A 15,844-nucleotide genomic window follows, 5' to 3' on the forward strand; every position below is an offset into this window, starting at 1 on the left:
CGTGTTATGGCGCACGCGCTGGCGGCGGTTGGGGCTGCTGCCGCTCGCGGTCGGCGCGGTATGGGCGCTGCTGCGCCCGCGCCAGACGTGCTGGTGACGGGCGACGGCCGCCACGTCGCGATCCGCACAGCACGCGGCGATCTGGCGCTGCTGCGCGACCGTACCGGCGATTACACCGCCGACATGCTGGCGGAGAATGGCGGGATTGAGGACCTACCGGTGCTGATGTCCGAACAGCCCGAAGCGCGCTGCAGCCGCGACCTGTGCCTGATGACGCGCCGCGCCGGCGGCCGCGACTGGCGCATCCTCGCGACGCGCAGCGCCTATCTCGTCCCCGCGCCCGATCTGATGGCGGCGTGCGCAGAGGCCGACATCGTCATCAGCGAACGCCGCCTGCCGCGCCGCTGCGCACCGCGCTGGCTACGGCTCGACCGGGCGACGCTGGCCCGCAGCGGGGGGAGTGGCGATCGCGCTTGGCACGGCGTCGGTTCGCACGGTGCGCCATGCGGGCGCCGGCATCCGTGGGTGACGATGCCGGTATTGCCGGGGGTACGGCACGGACGCTTTGGTGGGAGTGGGAGAAGGGATCAAGCGATGGCCGGGCGTCGATGACGGGCTTCTCGGTTGCGCGAAGGCGGAGCGCCCGTCGGACGGCAGCATATCTGAAACACCGACCGGTATAGAATTGGCCCGACATCATCCTCCCCGCCCGGCGCGGCCAAATTTTGGTGGGAAGCGGTCGTTCAAACTGCGGCTCACTATGAACTTAACTATGGCGTTCTGCGATGATCCACCCAGAGATAACGGTCGGGATTATCAGCAAAAAGGGCCAGTCGTCCGCACCGTCTACATCGGCGGCTCGCAGCGCCCACTGCCCCACAAAAACCCCGCCAACCCCGATAAAGACGAGTCCACAAATTAATAAGAGGCCCGTCAGATTACAGGCATGTAGCTCCATAGAACCTTTTTAAACCAAATCTCGCGCTTCAAGTCGTGTTTCCCACCGGACTTGCCCATAGTAGAATGCTTGAAGATGGCTATCTACGCAATTGGCGGAAAGCAGATGGCTTTTTAACGTGCCTGCCCCCTTTCTCTCCTTAGACAAGATTGCTTCTGCGGCGTCTCACTGCGACGGATTGAAGAAGAAATAGTGTTCGATCAGCTTCCCGTCTTTCTCACGGGCAACATCGACACCGGTCACCGTGATTTCACCGGGCGGGCCACCCTTCCACCGCGCCGTTGCGACGCCGTGATGGCCGAGGCCAGGCCCATCGATTTCGAAGCGGAAACCGGGCGGCATATCGGCAAGAACACCTGCCACCACCTCGGATATGGCTTTATGGCCGCTGACTGCGCGGGCCGGCTCGAATATTGTTGCATACGCGTGGTAGATCTCGTCGATTGCAGCGAGCCGGACGACGTCGTCACGCTCGTTCCAGACGCGTTGGATGCTCGCGTGCAACAGATCGACTTCTGGCGCTTCCGACACAATTTCCTCCCGCGTTAATCCGGTTGGCTGTTCATAACATCCCTGGGACGAGACTGTTCAGCCTGTTCAAGCCCTTCCAAAGGAAGGAGAGCTATCGAGCCGCTGATCAGGATCTTGAGCGGTGACCATCGGGCGAAACCCGTCAGAGCTCCCCCTCAATCGTACCGCCGCAAAATCCCCGCCAGCTTGCCCTGCACGCGCACTTGCGCCGGTGCATAACGCTGCGGGTCATACGCCCGGTTGGCGGGGTCGAGCCGGATCATCGCGCCTTCGCGGCGGAAGAATTTGAGGGTGGCTTCGCTTTCCTCGATCAGCGCCACGACGATTTCGCCGTCGCGCGCAACCTCCTGGCGCTTGATCAGTGCATAATCGCCGTCGAGGATCCCGGCCTCGACCATCGAATCCCCGGCGACTTCCAGCGCATAATGCTCGCCATTGCCGAGCAGGGCGGCGGGGACGGCAAGCATCGAGGCGCCTTCGAACGCTTCGATCGGCACACCGGCGGCGATGCGGCCGTGCAGCGGGATCTCGATCACGTCATTGGCGGGCTCCGGCATCGCGCGGAGATTGGCGGCGGGCGCAGCAGTGGTTTTGGTCGGTGTGTTGGTGCCACGCTCGGGCATTTTCAGCACTTCGAGCGCGCGCGCTCGATTGGGCAGGCGGCGGATGAACTGACGTTCCTCGAGCGCGCTGATCAGGCGGTGGACGCCCGATTTGGATTTGAGGTCGAGCGCTTCCTTCATTTCCTCGAACGACGGCGACACCCCGGTCTCATCAAGCCGGTCGTTGATGAAGCAGATCAGCTCATGCTGCTTGCGCGTTAGCATCGCTCGGGCCCTTTCGTCGGAACAGACAACGAACCTATACGGAACGAAAAATCACGCGTCAAGCGCGCGCTTTACGGGAGCGCGAGGATTTCCACCGAGTCGCCGGGCTCGGCGGCTGGCGTATGCGGTGCACGGGCAATCAGGCAATCGGCCTCGGCGAGCGTCCGCAACAACGACGAGTCCTGGCGCTGCGCGACATACACCCGCCCGTCGCGCGTCTCCGCTCGCAGATAATCCTGCCGCACGCCGTTGGCGGGCAACGCCGAACCGAGGATCGCCGTGCGCAAAACCGGCATCGCATCGCGCGCGCCGCTCAGATGCGCGATCAGCGGGCGCAGGAACACCGTCGCGGTGACGAAGGCCGACACCGGGTTGCCGGGCAGGCCCAGCACCGTAGTCCCGCGCAAACGCCCTGCCAGCATGGGCTTGCCGGGCCGCAGCGCGATCCGCCAGAAATCGATCCTCCCGCCTGCCGCCTCCAGTGCGGGACGGATCAGGTCATGGTCGCCGACCGAGGCACCGCCGGTGGTGACGAGAATGTCGGCTTCCACCGCCGCAAAGGCGGCGGCGATGGCATCGAGCCGGTCGGGCAGGATGCCGAGCCGAAGGACGTCGACAGGCAAATCACCAAGCAACGTCGCCAGCATCACGCTGTTGGATTCGGGCAGCGCATCGGGTGGCCCGCTGGCACCCGGCGCAACCAGTTCGTCCCCGCTCGCCACGACCGCGACGCGCAGCCGCCGCGCGACCGTCAATTCGGCGTGTCCGGCGATCGCCGCCAGTGCGACGCGCGCTGCTGTCAGCCGCTCGCCCTTCGCGATGAGCACCTCACCGCTGGCGAAATCGAGCCCCCTGCGGCGGATATTGCCGCCGCGCACCGGGCCATCGCCGGACAGAGTAAGGCTGTCGCCCTCGCGCGCGGCCTCTTCCTGAACGAGCACGCTATCGGCCCCCGGCGGCACGGCGGCACCGGTAAAGATGCGCACCGCTTCGTGCGCGCCGCACGTCCCGGTAAAGGGGCGTCCGGCGGCGCTTTCGCCGATCACGCGCAGCGGCCCCGGCAAATCGTCGAACCGCACCGCAAAGCCGTCCATCGCCGAGAGATCGGCATAGGGCTGGGTCCGCAAGGCGTAGACCTCGCTTGCCAGCCAGCGTCCGGCGGCCGCGGCCAGTGGAAGCGTTTCGCTCGGTACTGCGGCACCAAGCGCGAACAGGCGCGCTTGCGCATCGGACACGGAGATCAGAGGAGAGGCCATCGTCATGCTTTCCGGTAAGGCTGGCGGGTATCAGCGGGTCGTCGCGGGTGGGGCAATCCGCTCGATCGTCAGCCGGGTGATCGTACCGCCAGTCGGCGTTGCCGCGACATCGAACCGTCCCCCCAATTGCCGCGCCAGGGTGCTGGCGATGGTCAGGCCGAGGCTGGTCGTGCGGGTCATGTCGAACCCATCGGGCAAACCGGCACCATCGTCGGTAACGCTGAGGTCGAGCGTGTCGTCGGTGCGCTGTACGACCACGTCGATCCGCCCGGTTTCGCGATCGGCAAAGCCATGTTCGAAGGCGTTCGCGACGGCCTCCGCCAGGATCAACGCCAGCGGGATCAGCGCATTGGGATCGAGCACGAGATCGGTTTGCGCGTCGACGCGACACGCGATTCCGGGCTTCCCGCCGGCCTCGGCGAGATCGGCGACCAATGTGGTGACCACGGCATGAAGGGCGACCTGTCCCCCGCTCACGTCATACAATTGCCGCTGGATTCGCCCGATCAGCTGGACGCGGTGGACGGCGTTGTCGAGGACTTGTTTGGCGGCCTCATCGGCGATCGCGCGACGCTGCACGCTGAGCAATGCGGCGACCATCATCAAATTATTGGACACGCGGTGCTGCAATTCGTGGAACAGCACATTGCTGCGTTCGACCAGATCCAGGCGCTGGGCCGCCAGTTCACGCGTGCGTTCGCGTTCTTCGCGCAGGCGGGCGTTGGCCTTTTGCATCATATCGACCAGCGCAATATCAACCGCGACGACGCCGATATAGAAGAGCAACGCGGTCGCGGTTGGCACCTCGATCTGAAAGCTGAACAGCGGCGGGATGAAGAAATACCAGGCGATAAGCCCGCACAGAATCGCCGACAGCACGCCCGGCCCCCGACCCCACAGGAACGCCGAGATGATGACCGCCGGAAAGAAGGTGAGAAACGGAAAGCCCGGCGGGAAATACGGGTTCAGCGCGCTACGTAAAAGTCCCGCCAGAACGGCCGACACCGTAGCGAGGGCGTAAGCCGCGATGGGGCGGTCCATCAGGAGCGGCAATCGTTCCAGCAGGTTCGGTCGTATGTGATTCATTCGGCCAGGTACCAGTTCCCTCGGGGCTGCGCAGTGCTCTCGATCAAGATTCGGATGATCCTCCTCGGTCAGCTTGTCCTTCCTTACGCGAAGGCGCGCGCTTGCCGCAAACGGGCCCATTGGTCGCACACGCACAGGGTAGTTGCACGGAAACCACAGTCGCGGGTCAATCCCGGCCTTCGGTCCAAACTGTCACAATCGCGACATAATCTCGGCCTAGCCGCGCCTCAGCAACCAGACTTTACCAAGTCGAAGCCCGCTCAGAGCGCATCGCGCAGACACCCGCAAAGGGGGCTGCGCGCGTGTTGTCATGTCCGCAGTACGCTAAACTCACAAATGGGGAACATCGTGTCCAAATCACTCGTCGCCAAGTCCGCACTCCTGTTCGGCACCGCGTTTGTCGCGCTTGCCGGTGCCAGCGCTGCCAGCGCGCAGGATGCTCCTGCCGCAGCCGCAGCGGTGCAGACGCCCGCCGCCGACGATAATCTCGGGGACATCGTCGTCACCGCGCAACGTCGCAGCGAGAACCTGCAGAAGGTGCCGGTTTCGGTCGGCGTGCTGCAGGGTGCCGATCTGCGCAACTTCACGGCGGGTGGCGGCGATACGCTGCTCGAACTCGCCAACCGCGTCCCCGGCCTCTATGCCGAGACGACCACCGGCAAGATCTTCCCGCGCTTCTACATTCGCGGCCTCGGCAATATCGATTTCTACCTCGGCGCGTCGCAGCCCGTGTCGATCATCCAGGACGACGTCGTGCTCGAGCATGTCGTGCTGAAGTCGAACCCGGTGTTCGACGTGAACCAGATCGAAGTGCTGCGCGGGCCGCAGGGCACGCTGTTCGGCCGTAACACCACGGCCGGCATCATCAAGTTCGACACCAACAAGCCGACCAACGATTATGAAGGCCGTGCGACGGCGTCCTATGGCAGCTACAACACGGTGTCGGTCGACGCCGGCGTCGGCGGGCCGATCGTCAAGGACGTGCTCTCGTTCCGCGTGTCGGGCCTGTATCAGCGTCGCGATAACTGGATCGACAACAGCTATACCGGCCCGAGCGACGACGGCACCGTCGGCGGCAAGAACAAGCTCGGCGGGTTCGAGGAAAAGGATGTCCGCCTCCAGTTGATGCTGACCCCGCCCGAAACCGGCTTCACCGGCATCGTTTCGGCGCATGCGCGCAATTACTCGGGCACGTCGACGATCTTCCATCGCGGCGCGATCAAGCTCGGCACCAACGATGTCAGCGCCGAACCGCGCGACAGCATCGCGCTCGATGAGGGCCATAACAACCCACAAGCGTACCGGACCTATGGCGGCTCGTTCAACGCGAAGAACGATTTCGGCGCGGTCACGCTGACCTCGATCACCGCGTATGAATCGACGTCGGGCTATAGCCGCGGCGACACCGATGGCGGTGCTGCGGTCAATTTCGCGGGCGGCAAATTCTACGGCGAGAGCCAGGGCCGCGTGCGCGATCTCGACCAGCTGAGCCAGGAACTGCGTCTGGCCAGCAACGGCACCGGTCGCTTCAAGTGGCAGATCGGCGGCATCTACTTCGAATCGCGCGATACGACCGAATTTGACCAGCGCGGTTTCTTCCTGCTCGACAATTCGTTCGGCACCACGCCCAACCCGAACAATTTCGTCGTGCTGCGCAACGTCAACACGTCCTATGCCGGTTTTGGCCAGGCGAGCTACGAGCTGCTCCCCAAGCTGACGCTGACCGGTGGCGTGCGCGTGACCTATGACGAAAAGACCACGCGCCTCGTCACGCCGCCGCGCAACGCAGCGGGCGTATCGACCTTCCCGGCTGCGGCCGCGAGCTATGTGCGCCTGGCCGATACCCAGCCGAGCTGGGAAGGCAGCCTCAACTATGCAGTCGAGCCGAATGTGAACGTGTTCGCGCGCGTTTCGCACGGTTTCCGCGGGCCGACGATCCAGGGCCGCAACGCCGTGTTCAGCTCGGCCTTCGTGACGGCCACGTCGGAGACGATCACGTCGTATGAAGCCGGCATCAAGTCGAACCTGTTCGGCAACACGCTGCGCTTCAACGCGACGGGCTTCTACTACAAGGTCCACAACATCCAGCTGAACGGCAACGACGCCAACAATAACGGCCTGTTGTTCAACGCCAACCAGGCGCAGGCCTGGGGCGGCGAAGCGGAGCTGACCTGGCGTCCGGTGCCCGAGTTCACGCTCGGCCTGGGGGGCAGCGTGCTGCACACCGAGATCAACGACACGCGCGTTTATGCGCCGGTCTGCAAGCTCAACGGCGTCGTCACCTGCACCGTGCTCAACCCGACGATCAATGTCGGCGCGGCAACGCTCGCGCAGATCAACGGCAACGTCCTGCCCGACGCGCCGAAATATCAGCTCGATGCCAATGCACGGTATGACTATCCGCTGGGCAATGGCGGCAAGCTGTTCCTCGCGGGCGACGTGACGCTGCAGGGCTATACCAGCTTCGTGCCGTACAAGACGATCGAGTACACCTCGGACGGCACTTTCGAAGCGGGTCTGAAGGCCGGTTACGCCGCCCCTGAGAACAAGTACGAACTGGCCGTGTTCGTGCGTAACCTGACCAATGAGAAGAACCTCAAGGGCGTGCTCGACAACTACAACGCCGCCGTGTTCAACGACCCGCGCATCATCGGCGTGTCGCTGAGCGGCAAGTTCTGATCGCCTAATCGCGATCGACCTGCGGTGCAGGTCGATCCGCGATCCATTTTTCTTCCCCGGCGGAGGCCGGGGCCCAGTAGAAGTGGCAGTGGTCATTGAGCGCAGCGCTCTATTGCCGCGAGCTGCGCAACTGGGCCCCGGCCTGCGCCGGGGAAGCGCTATTTTTGGGGAAGAATGCGCGCCTCAGCGCGCCCAATCGCCCGATTTGCCGCCGGTCTTGGTCAGCAATTGTACGCCGCCGATCGTCATGCCTTTGTCGATCGCCTTGGCCATATCGTAGACGTCAGCAGCGTGACCGTGACGGCGGTCAGCGCTTCCATCTCGACCCCGGTCTTGCTCTCGGTCGCCGCCGTCGCGGTCGCGGTGACGCCACGGTCGTCCACCACCAGATCGATCGCCACGCGCGTCAGCGGTAGCGGATGACAGAGCGGGATCAATTCGCTGGTGCGCTTGGCCGCCATGATCCCCGCGACCCGCGCCACCGCCAGCACATCGCCTTTCAGCGCAGTCCCGTCGCGGATTGCGCGCGCGGCTTCGAGGATCATGTCGATCCGCCCCGTCGCCACGGCTTCACGTCGGGTCGGCGTTTTGCCGCCGACATCGACCATATGCGCCGCACCGGCGGCATCGAGATGGGTGAGCTCGCTCATCCGACCAGCGCGCGTGTTGCCGCTTCGACGTCGCTCTGGCGCATCAGCGATTCGCCGATCAGGAAGCAGCGAATGTCATGTTCGGCCATCGCATCGAGATCTGCGCGCGTGGTAAGCCCGCTTTCGGCGACGAAGGTGCAGCCCTTGGGCGCCTTGGACACGAGTTCATAGGTGCGCGCGAAATCCACCGTGAAATCGCGCAAATTGCGGTTGTTGACGCCGATCAGCCGCGACTTGAGCTTCAGCGCGCGCTCCATTTCGCTGTGCGAATGCACTTCGACCAGCACGTCCATGCCGCATTCGAGCGCACTCGCCTCGATCTCGGCGAGCAGTCCGTCGTCGAGCGCCGACATGATCAGCAGGATCGCATCAGCGCCAAGGCACGCGATTCGGGCACTTGCCACGGATCGACCATGAAATCCTTGCGCAGCACCGGCAGTGTACAGGCATTGCGCGCGGCGGTCAGATAGCTGTCCGCCCCCTGGAACCACGCTTCGTCGGTCAGCACCGACAGGCACGCCGCACCGCCCGCCTGATACGCGGCGGCATGGGCGGGCGGATCGAAATCGGCACGGATCAGGCCCTTGGACGGGCTGGCCTTCTTGATCTCGGCGACCAGCGCATAGCCGGTCTCGGCGCGCGCATCGAGCGCGGCGCGAAAGCCGCGCGGCGCGGTTTGAGCGGCAATGCGGGCGTCGAGTTCGGCGATCGCCGTCGTCGCTTTGCGCGCGGCTACCTCGGCGCGTTTGGTTTCGAGAATGCGGGTGAGAACGTCGGTCATGAATAGGCAATCCATCGATCGAGCAAGCCGTTCGCCGCGCCGCTGTCGATCGCGTCGCGCGCGATCTCCACGCCTTCGGAAAGGCTCTGGCTGGTGCCCGCCACGATCAGCGCGGCGGCCGCATTGAGGAGAACAGCGTCGCGGTACGGGCCCGCTTCGCCCTGAAGCAAGCGGCGGAGCGCGGCGGCGTTATACGCTGCGTCGCCACCGCGGATCGCGGTGACCGGGTGGCGCGGCAATCCGGCGTCTTCGGGCACGATGATGCCGGGCAAGTCCACCTGTCCAACGCTGACCGCGACGCTCCGCCCGGCACTCGACAACTCGTCCAGCCCTTCCTCGCCCGATACGACCAATGCCGCTTCGGTGCCGAGCTGTTCGAGCGCTGCGGCATAGGTCGCTGCGTAATCGGGGCGGGCGATGCCGATCAGCTGGCGTGTCACCCCGGCGGGGTTGGCGAGCGGACCCATCAGGTTGAAGATCGTGCGGCGGCCCAGCCGCTGGCGGATTGGCGTGATGCGTTTCATCGCCGGATGATGATTGGCGGCGAACAGGAAGGCGATGCCGATATCGCGCAGGCTCGCCTCCGCGCACAGCCCGGCGCGGTGCATGTCGAGGCCCAGCACCTCCAGCGTATCCGCCGCGCCCGCCTTGGACGAGGCCGCGCGATTGCCATGCTTGGCAACCGGCACGCCGGTGCTGGCGACGACGATCGAGACGGCGGTCGAGACGTTAAGTGTATGATGCCCGTCGCCGCCGGTGCCGCAGACGTCGACGGTGCCCGGCGGTGCATCGATCGGCAGCAGGCGTGCGCGCATCGCGCGCGCTGCCTCGGCAATTTCGATGCTCGTTTCGCCGCGTTCGGTCAGCCCGATCAGGAAGGCCTCGATTTCGCTTTCCGACGTTCGCGCGTCGAGCAGGTCGGCAAACGCCTGCGCGGCGGTTTCGCGGCTGAGCGGCGATGCCGTATCGGGGAGGAGGGCGAGGGTGGTCATCCGACAATCCCCGCATCCGCCAGAAAATTGGCGAGCATCGCATGGCCATGTTCGGTGGCGATGCTCTCGGGGTGGAACTGCACGCCATGGATGGGCAGCGTCGCATGGCGCACGCCCATCACCGAGCCGTCATCCGCGCGCGCGTTGACCAGCAGCGTCTCCGGCAAATCCTCGACGATCAGCGAATGATAGCGCGTCGCGGTAAAGGGCGAGGGGAGCCCCTTGAACACGCCCGTTCCGTCATGCGTCACCGGCGAGGTCTTGCCGTGCATCAACCCGCCGCGCACCACGCGTCCGCCAAAATGCTGGCCGATCGCCTGATGACCCAGACACACCCCTAGTAGCGGTCGCCCGGCGACGGCGCAGGCCGCGACCAGGTCGAGCGAGATGCCGGCTTCGGTCGGCGTCTTCGGGCCGGGGGAGATCAGGAATCCTTGCGCATTGCTGGCCAGCGCTTCGGCGGCGGTCAGCGCATCGTTGCGCACGACCTTTACCTCCGCGCCCAACTCCATCAGATAGTGGACCAGGTTCCAGGTGAAGCTGTCGTAATTGTCGATAACGAGGATCATGGCGCGCCGCTAACCTGTTTGTGCTGATACGACAATCGCGGTGATAAAGACGCCGTTCAGGTTGGATCTAACCAGACGTGCTACACGTTGCCGTGTCCCAAGGAGAATTTCCCATGCTGCGCTCTCTCGCCGTCGCCGTTTTGCTGGCCACAATCTCCACCGCGACGTTTGCGCAGACCGCGCCGCAGGCTTCGACGACCGAAGCCAAACAGGCCGAGTCGGGCAAGCCGCCGCTCCGGATTCGCTCGGTCACGCTGACGGGTAACGAAAAATGCCCGCAGTCCAACAATCCCGATGAAGAAATCGTCGTGTGCGCGCGCGTCGGCGAACCCTACCGCATTCCCAAGGCGCTGCGCGACGACAAGCCGATCCCGGCGCAGAACCAGAGCTGGGTCAATCGCGCCGCCCTGATGGACGATGTCGGCCGCCGTGCAGGTGGCCTGCCCGATACCTGCTCGCCGACCGGCTCGGGCGGCCAGACCGGCTGCGCCAAGTTGCGTGCCGAACAATATGCCGCCGAAAAGGCCGATGCGAAGCGTCAGGCGAGCCAGGTTCCGTAACGAGGCGGCGCGTCGACACGCTTCCCCTCCGTTCGCCCTGAGCCTGTCGAAGGGCATCTCGCCACGGGGGCACGCCCGCTCCCGTGGAGAGGTGGGCTTCGACGAGCTCAGCCCGAAAGGGGGGTAAGTAAGCGCAGCGCTGACGCTTATTACTGCCCGAACCCGCTCTCTGCCGCCCGCGCGATCGCCTCGCGCGCGGCGGCGAGAAGCGCTCCCGCTTTGGCCTCGCATTCGCGTTGTTCATACGCCGCTTCGCTATCGGCAACGATTCCCGCCCCCGCCTGCACGTTCATGATGCCGTCTTTCACGATCGCGGTGCGCAGCACGATGCAAGAATCCATCGATCCATCAGGCGAGAAATAGCCGACGCCGCCCGCATAAGGGCCGCGCACGGCACCCTCCAGTTCGGCGATGATTTCGCACGCACGCACCTTCGGTGCCCCGCTGACCGTGCCCGCCGGGAAGCCCGCAAACAGCGCGTCGAGCGCGTCATGCTCGGGCGCTAGCTGGCCGATGACGTTCGAGACGATGTGCATGACATGGCTGTAGAATTCGGTGGTGTAGCTGGCGGTCACCGTCACGCTGCCAGCGGTGGCCACGCGCCCGACATCGTTGCGGCCGAGATCGAGCAACATCAGATGTTCCGCGCGCTCCTTGGGGTCGGCGAGCAGGCTCTGGCGATTGGCTTCGTCCTCGGCGGCGGTCTTGCCGCGCGGGCGCGTGCCGGCGATCGGGCGAATCGTCACCTCGCCGTCGCGCACGCGCACCAGAATTTCCGGGCTCGATCCGGTCAGCGCAAAGCCCGGCAGATCGAGATGATAGAGGAACGGCGACGGGTTGATCCGCCGCAGCGCGCGATACAATTCGAACGCGGGCAGTGGAAACGGTGCCGTGAAACGCTGCGACAGCACCACCTGAAAGATGTCGCCCGCGACGATATACTCCTTCGCGCGCGCCACCATCTCGGCATAGCGGCCGGGCGGCAGTGTCGGAGTCAGCGCGATCTCGCTCGCCTCGCCCCGCACGGGCGCAGGCAAAGGCGCGGTCGCGAGGCGCGCGGCAGTCGTCTCGATCCGCTCCAGCCCCTCGGCGACGATCGCCTCGGGCGTACGCGTCGCATCGGGCCAGACCGGCGCGACCAGGAACAGCGCGTCGGCGAGCCGGTCGAAGATCAGCACCACCGTCGGACGCACGAACATCATGTCGGGCAGGCCCAGCGCATCGCTCTCGGGCCGGGGCAGCCGTTCGACCAGCCCGATCGTCTCATAGCCGAAATAGCCGACCAGACACGCCAGCGCGCGCGGCAATTCGGCGGGCACGTCCATCCGGCACGACGCGACCAGCGACCGCAGCGCGTCGAGCGTCGGTTCGGCGCAGGGGGCAAAGGCGTCGCGGTCGGTCAGCCAGTGCGGGTTGATCGCGGCGTCATGGCCCTGCGCGCGAAACACCAGATCGGGCGCGAGCCCGATCAGGCTGTGCCGCCCGCGCGTTTCCCCGCCCTCGACCGATTCGAGCAGGAAGTCGCCCCGCCCCGGCTCGATCAGCTTCAGCGCGGCGGCGACCGGGGTTTCGGTATCGGCGACCTGGCGCTGCCACAGCAGCGCCGGGCGACCGGTGGCGAGCGCGGCGTGTGCTGCCGCAGTATCAGGGCTGATCGGTCGCACTCACGCCACCCAGCATGTCGAGCTTGAGCTTGGCGATCGCAGCGGTGTTGCGCGTGGTGCCGACTGCCTTTTGCACGGCCTTGCCAAAGGCACCGGCATATTCGCGGCCGATCACCTTGCCAATGTCAGCGCGCGTTCCCGCGATCACCTTGTCATTGCCGCGCGCATCGCCCGATTCGATCGAGTCGAGATGGACGATGATCCAGCCGGCCTTGTCGGGCGCTTCGAGCAGCTTGGTGGTCTTGGCGGCCATGCTGAACAGCAGCGACAGCGGGGCTGGCACCTGGCGCGGATTTGCCATCAGCGCGGCGCGCGGCGCGTTGACCGGGCGCAGTGGCGGCAGCTTCAGCTTTGTCGCGGCGAGCGCCTCGGCCAGCGGTGTGCCCTTATTGGCGCTGGCGACGACGCTTGCGGCGATCTTGCGTGCCTCGCGCTGGCCACGGTCGAGCGTGAAGTCGTGCACCACGGCATCGTGGATCTGCGCCAGCGGACGCGGTGCCGCGGGTACGATCTTCTCGACCGCGACCAGCGCAAAGCTGCCATCTGGGCCCAGCGGCACCGTTTGCGGGCTGTCTCCGGCTTGGGCTGCAAAGGCGGCGGCGAGGATCGGCGCGAGGGCGGGGTCAGGTTTGGCGGCGGGGTTGTCGATGTCCTGCCCGCCCGCGAGCAGCGCGGGGGTGCGCAGCGGTGTCAGCTTCTGCTGCGTGGCGAGATTGTCGAAATTGCTCTTGGACAGCGCATCTTCCATCGCGTTGCGCTTGTCGGTCAGCGCTGCTGCCGTCTTCTGCTTCTGCAGCGTCTCGCGCAGGCCGGGCGTCGCCTCGGCGAGCGACTTGGCGGGCTGAACATGCTGTTTCACGATCTTTGCGACGATGAAGCCAAGCGGCGCGCGCACTGGCCCTACGACATCGCCTGCCTTGGCGGCAAAGGCCGCATCGGCAACGGCGGGGGATGTCTGCCCGGCATAGGCCGCCTTCTGCTGGTCGGTCAGCGTCGCGGCTTCCAGCCCGGCGGCGCGTGCCGCCTGCTCGATCGGCGTGCCTGCGCGCACCTTGGCGGCGAGCGCGGTGGCGGCAGCTTGATCGGCGACGACGACTTGCGCGATCGTGCGCAGATCGGCGGCGGCGAAGCTTGCCGCCTGCGCCTTATAGGCCGCAGCGATCTCGGCATCGGTTGGCGTGGCGGCGACGGCGGCGGCATTGACCAGCGCATAGCGCACGATCCGCCGCTCCGGCACGCGGTAGCGCGACAGGTTGCGGGTATAGAAGGTGTTCAGTTCCGCCTCGGTCGGGGCGGGGCCCGCTGCGACCGCCTGGCTGGGGATGAAGCCGACCGTGCCGTTGCGCTTTTCCAGCAACAGGCTGGCATAAGGCAGCGCCAGCTGCACCGGCACCTGGCTCGCGCCGATCGTCGGCAGGATCAACTGGCGCGTCAGCGTCTGGTCGGCAATGTCGGTACGGACTTGCACGTCGCTGGTGCCGTTCTGCTTCAGTACCGCTTCATAGCGTGCCTGATCGAACTTGCCGTCGAGCCCGGTGAGCCCCGGCTGGCTTGCGATCACCGCATCGACCGCCTGCTTGCTGACGACCATGCCCTGCTTCTGCGCGAACTGGCGGAAGGCGGTCGAATCGATCAGCCGTTCCAGCGTCGCGTCGAACCCGCCGCCGGCCACGAATTGCGCCATCGTCAGCGACGGCTGCTCCTGGCGATATTGGTTGAAGTCGCGCTGTACCGCCGCCTGCAAATCGCCCAGCGCGATCGTCTTGTTACCGACGGTGGCGACGGTGTCGCCCTTGGCGGCGGGGGTGCCGCTGCCCGACAGGCCCGATTTATCCGACAGCACGAACGCCAGGCCAAGCAACGCCACAAATCCAAGCGCGACGGCGGCCCCCAGCGGGTGGCGGATCATTCGGCGGAAAAAACTGAGCATGAGCGGGAGCGGCCAATCTGTCTGGAGCGTAGTCTCCGCCGCTTTAGGGGTGTGATCGGGCGGCTTCAAGCCGGGGCTTGGACTTGTGCGATCCGGCACGGGCGTTATCGCTGGGCAAAAGGCAGAAAAAGAGGATGGGCATGACACGTCGCAAGCTGGTCGCGGGCAATTGGAAGATGAATGGCAGTCTGGCCGCCTTGGCCGAACTCGACGCGATCGCCGTTGCGGCGCGCGCGCATCCTGCAGTCGATGTGGCGATTGCCTTGCCCGCGACGCTGATTGCTCCCGCCGTCCAGCGCGTGCCCGGCCTCGCTTTCGGCGGGCAGGATGTTCATGCGGCGGAAAGCGGCGCGCACACCGGGTGTCTGTCGGCATCGATGCTCGCCGAGGCGGGGGCGAGCTTCACCACGTCGGCCATAGCGAACGCCGCGCCGACCAGGGGGAGACCAGCCAGGACGCCTGGGCCAAGGCCAGCGCCGCGCACCGCCACGGCCTCGGCGTCATCCTGTGCGTGGGCGAGACCGATGCCGAGCGCGACGCCGGCCGCGCCGCGCGCGTGGTGCAGGCGCAGATCGAGAAATCCGTGCCCGATCTCGCCACCGGCGCATGGCTGACGCTGGCGTATGAACCGCGCTGGGCGATCGGCACCGGCCGCACGCCGACGCTCGACGAAATCGCCGAAGTCCATTCGATCGCGCGCGCCAAGCTGCGCACGCTGGTCGGCGACGCCGCCGACACGATCCGCATCCTCTATGGCGGATCGGTAACGGGCGCGAATGCGGCGGCGATTCTGGAAACCGAGGATGTCGACGGTGCGCTGGTCGGCGGTGCCAGCCTGACCGCGGCGAAATTCGTGCCGATCATCGAAGCGGCGGGGTGGGGGGGGGCATACACTTCCCCCGGCGAAGGCCGGGGCCCAGTCGTGACGCTGGGTGTAAACAAGCGCAGCGCCCGCCAACATCCACCCCGCCACTGGGCCCCGGCCTCCGCCGGGGAAGCGTTTTTGTCAGCCTAAGCGGCGCATTTTAATCCCCACTGGACACGCAAACCGCGCCCCGCTTATCGGGGCGCGATGAGTGTTATTGCCACGATCATGAACACGGCCACCGGCCAGCCCATCCAGAAAATGACCTTCGGGCGGATGCCCAAGCCCTGGATTTCCTTCAATCTCGCCACCGGCGAACTGGTCACCGCCGACCGCGTCGAAGTCGGCAAACCCGCACCCGGCAAATTCGTCGTGCCGGTGTCGGTCTGGGTCACGCCCAAGACCGAGGGGTGAGGGTTTAAGGCGCGCCCTTTCACAGTGATCGAATGTCCCTCTCCACCGGGAGAGGGAAGGGGCCCGCCGCGCCAGCGGTGGG

Annotated in this window: 12 protein-coding genes and 3 pseudogenes; 5 read left to right on the forward strand and 10 right to left on the reverse strand. The window is 65.9% G+C overall.

Features of this window, described 5'->3' with window-relative positions; all coding sequences use genetic code 11:
• Nucleotides 1–93: 93 nt before the first annotated feature.
• A complete protein-coding gene (locus NW75_RS19325) occupies nucleotides 94–612 on the forward strand; it encodes a hypothetical protein (protein WP_231565331.1) in 519 nt (172 codons plus the stop codon).
• A gap of 511 nt (nucleotides 613–1,123) precedes the next feature.
• Here NW75_RS19325 and NW75_RS19335 read toward each other — a convergent pair.
• From NW75_RS19335 to NW75_RS19350, 4 genes are all read right to left on the reverse strand, one after another.
• Nucleotides 1,124–1,489, reverse strand: coding sequence for a nuclear transport factor 2 family protein (locus tag NW75_RS19335; protein ID WP_052192521.1), 366 nt, complete (start codon nucleotides 1,487–1,489; stop codon nucleotides 1,124–1,126).
• Nucleotides 1,490–1,644: 155 nt separating this feature from the next.
• A complete protein-coding gene (gene lexA, locus NW75_RS19340) occupies nucleotides 1,645–2,316 on the reverse strand; it encodes a transcriptional repressor LexA (RefSeq protein WP_033966959.1) in 672 nt (223 codons plus the stop codon).
• 71 nt (nucleotides 2,317–2,387) lie between these two features.
• Nucleotides 2,388–3,572, reverse strand: a complete 1,185-nt coding sequence (locus NW75_RS19345) for a molybdopterin molybdotransferase MoeA (RefSeq protein WP_171010489.1) — start codon at nucleotides 3,570–3,572, stop codon at nucleotides 2,388–2,390.
• A gap of 30 nt (nucleotides 3,573–3,602) precedes the next feature.
• Nucleotides 3,603–4,613, reverse strand: a complete 1,011-nt coding sequence (locus tag NW75_RS19350; protein WP_231565332.1) for a sensor histidine kinase — start codon at nucleotides 4,611–4,613, stop codon at nucleotides 3,603–3,605.
• Nucleotides 4,614–4,994: 381 nt separating this feature from the next.
• Between NW75_RS19350 and NW75_RS19355 the strand changes: the two genes are divergently transcribed.
• A complete protein-coding gene (locus tag NW75_RS19355; protein ID WP_081988839.1) occupies nucleotides 4,995–7,337 on the forward strand; it encodes a TonB-dependent receptor in 2,343 nt (780 codons plus the stop codon).
• Nucleotides 7,338–7,520: 183 nt separating this feature from the next.
• Here the strand turns inward: NW75_RS19355 and moaC are convergent.
• The 4 genes and pseudogenes from moaC to NW75_RS19375 all read right to left on the reverse strand — a co-directional run bounded on the left by moaC (nucleotide 7,521) and on the right by NW75_RS19375 (nucleotide 10,329).
• Nucleotides 7,521–7,987, reverse strand: a pseudogene (gene moaC, locus NW75_RS19360) (cyclic pyranopterin monophosphate synthase MoaC).
• Nucleotides 7,984–8,768: pseudogene (trpC, locus tag NW75_RS19365) on the reverse strand (indole-3-glycerol phosphate synthase TrpC). The pseudogenes moaC and trpC overlap by 4 nt, the downstream one beginning before the upstream one ends.
• On the reverse strand, nucleotides 8,765–9,760 hold the full coding sequence (gene trpD, locus NW75_RS19370; RefSeq protein WP_033966963.1) for an anthranilate phosphoribosyltransferase: 996 nt from the start codon (nucleotides 9,758–9,760) through the stop codon (nucleotides 8,765–8,767). The pseudogene trpC and the gene trpD overlap by 4 nt, the downstream one beginning before the upstream one ends.
• Nucleotides 9,757–10,329 (reverse strand): anthranilate synthase component II, encoded by a 573-nt coding sequence (locus NW75_RS19375; protein ID WP_033966964.1) that lies wholly within the window; start codon nucleotides 10,327–10,329, stop codon nucleotides 9,757–9,759. Before NW75_RS19375 ends, trpD begins: the two co-directional genes overlap by 4 nt.
• Nucleotides 10,330–10,442: 113 nt before the next feature.
• Here NW75_RS19375 and NW75_RS19380 point away from each other — a divergent pair, with 113 nt between their 5' ends.
• A complete protein-coding gene (locus NW75_RS19380) occupies nucleotides 10,443–10,889 on the forward strand; it encodes a hypothetical protein (RefSeq protein ID WP_033966966.1) in 447 nt (148 codons plus the stop codon).
• A 149-nt stretch (nucleotides 10,890–11,038) separates the two neighbouring features.
• On the opposite strand, the gene NW75_RS19385 is transcribed toward NW75_RS19380, so the two are convergent.
• Both NW75_RS19385 and NW75_RS19390 read right to left on the reverse strand, forming a co-directional pair.
• Nucleotides 11,039–12,553 carry an anthranilate synthase component I family protein gene (locus NW75_RS19385; protein WP_171010488.1) on the reverse strand — a complete coding sequence of 505 codons (1,515 nt, stop codon included), beginning with the start codon at nucleotides 12,551–12,553 and terminating at the stop codon, nucleotides 11,039–11,041.
• The gene (locus tag NW75_RS19390; RefSeq protein ID WP_081988840.1) at nucleotides 12,534–14,483 is read right to left on the reverse strand and encodes a SurA N-terminal domain-containing protein; all 1,950 of its coding nucleotides are present in this window, start codon (nucleotides 14,481–14,483) and stop codon (nucleotides 12,534–12,536) included. The genes NW75_RS19385 and NW75_RS19390 overlap by 20 nt, the downstream gene beginning before the upstream one ends.
• A gap of 140 nt (nucleotides 14,484–14,623) precedes the next feature.
• Here NW75_RS19390 and tpiA point away from each other — a divergent pair.
• Together tpiA and NW75_RS19400 are read left to right on the forward strand one after the other, a co-directional pair.
• Nucleotides 14,624–15,357, forward strand: a pseudogene (gene tpiA / locus NW75_RS19395) (triose-phosphate isomerase); the annotation flags it as partial.
• A gap of 198 nt (nucleotides 15,358–15,555) precedes the next feature.
• Nucleotides 15,556–15,762, forward strand: coding sequence for a hypothetical protein (locus NW75_RS19400; RefSeq protein ID WP_010408130.1), 207 nt, complete (start codon nucleotides 15,556–15,558; stop codon nucleotides 15,760–15,762).
• Nucleotides 15,763–15,844: the final 82 nt, after the last annotated feature.

Source organism: Sphingomonas sp. Ant H11 (assembly GCF_000797515.1).
Classification (GTDB): Bacteria; Pseudomonadota; Alphaproteobacteria; order Sphingomonadales; family Sphingomonadaceae; genus Sphingomonas.

Excerpts from the sequence above, each read along its gene's own strand:
- lexA (WP_033966959.1), bottom strand. The coding sequence starts at position 2,316 with ATGCTAACGCGCAAGCAGCATGAGCTGATCTGCTTCATCAACGACCGG.
- NW75_RS19345 (WP_171010489.1), bottom strand. The coding sequence starts at position 3,572 with ATGGCCTCTCCTCTGATCTCCGTGTCCGATGCGCAAGCGCGCCTGTTC.
- NW75_RS19350 (WP_231565332.1), bottom strand. The coding sequence starts at position 4,613 with ATGGACCGCCCCATCGCGGCTTACGCCCTCGCTACGGTGTCGGCCGTT.
- NW75_RS19355 (WP_081988839.1), top strand. The coding sequence starts at position 4,995 with ATGGGGAACATCGTGTCCAAATCACTCGTCGCCAAGTCCGCACTCCTG.
- trpD (WP_033966963.1), bottom strand. The coding sequence starts at position 9,760 with ATGACCACCCTCGCCCTCCTCCCCGATACGGCATCGCCGCTCAGCCGC.
- NW75_RS19375 (WP_033966964.1), bottom strand. The coding sequence starts at position 10,329 with ATGATCCTCGTTATCGACAATTACGACAGCTTCACCTGGAACCTGGTC.
- NW75_RS19380 (WP_033966966.1), top strand. The coding sequence starts at position 10,443 with ATGCTGCGCTCTCTCGCCGTCGCCGTTTTGCTGGCCACAATCTCCACC.
- NW75_RS19390 (WP_081988840.1), bottom strand. The coding sequence starts at position 14,483 with ATGCTCAGTTTTTTCCGCCGAATGATCCGCCACCCGCTGGGGGCCGCC.
- NW75_RS19400 (WP_010408130.1), top strand. The coding sequence starts at position 15,556 with ATGAGTGTTATTGCCACGATCATGAACACGGCCACCGGCCAGCCCATC.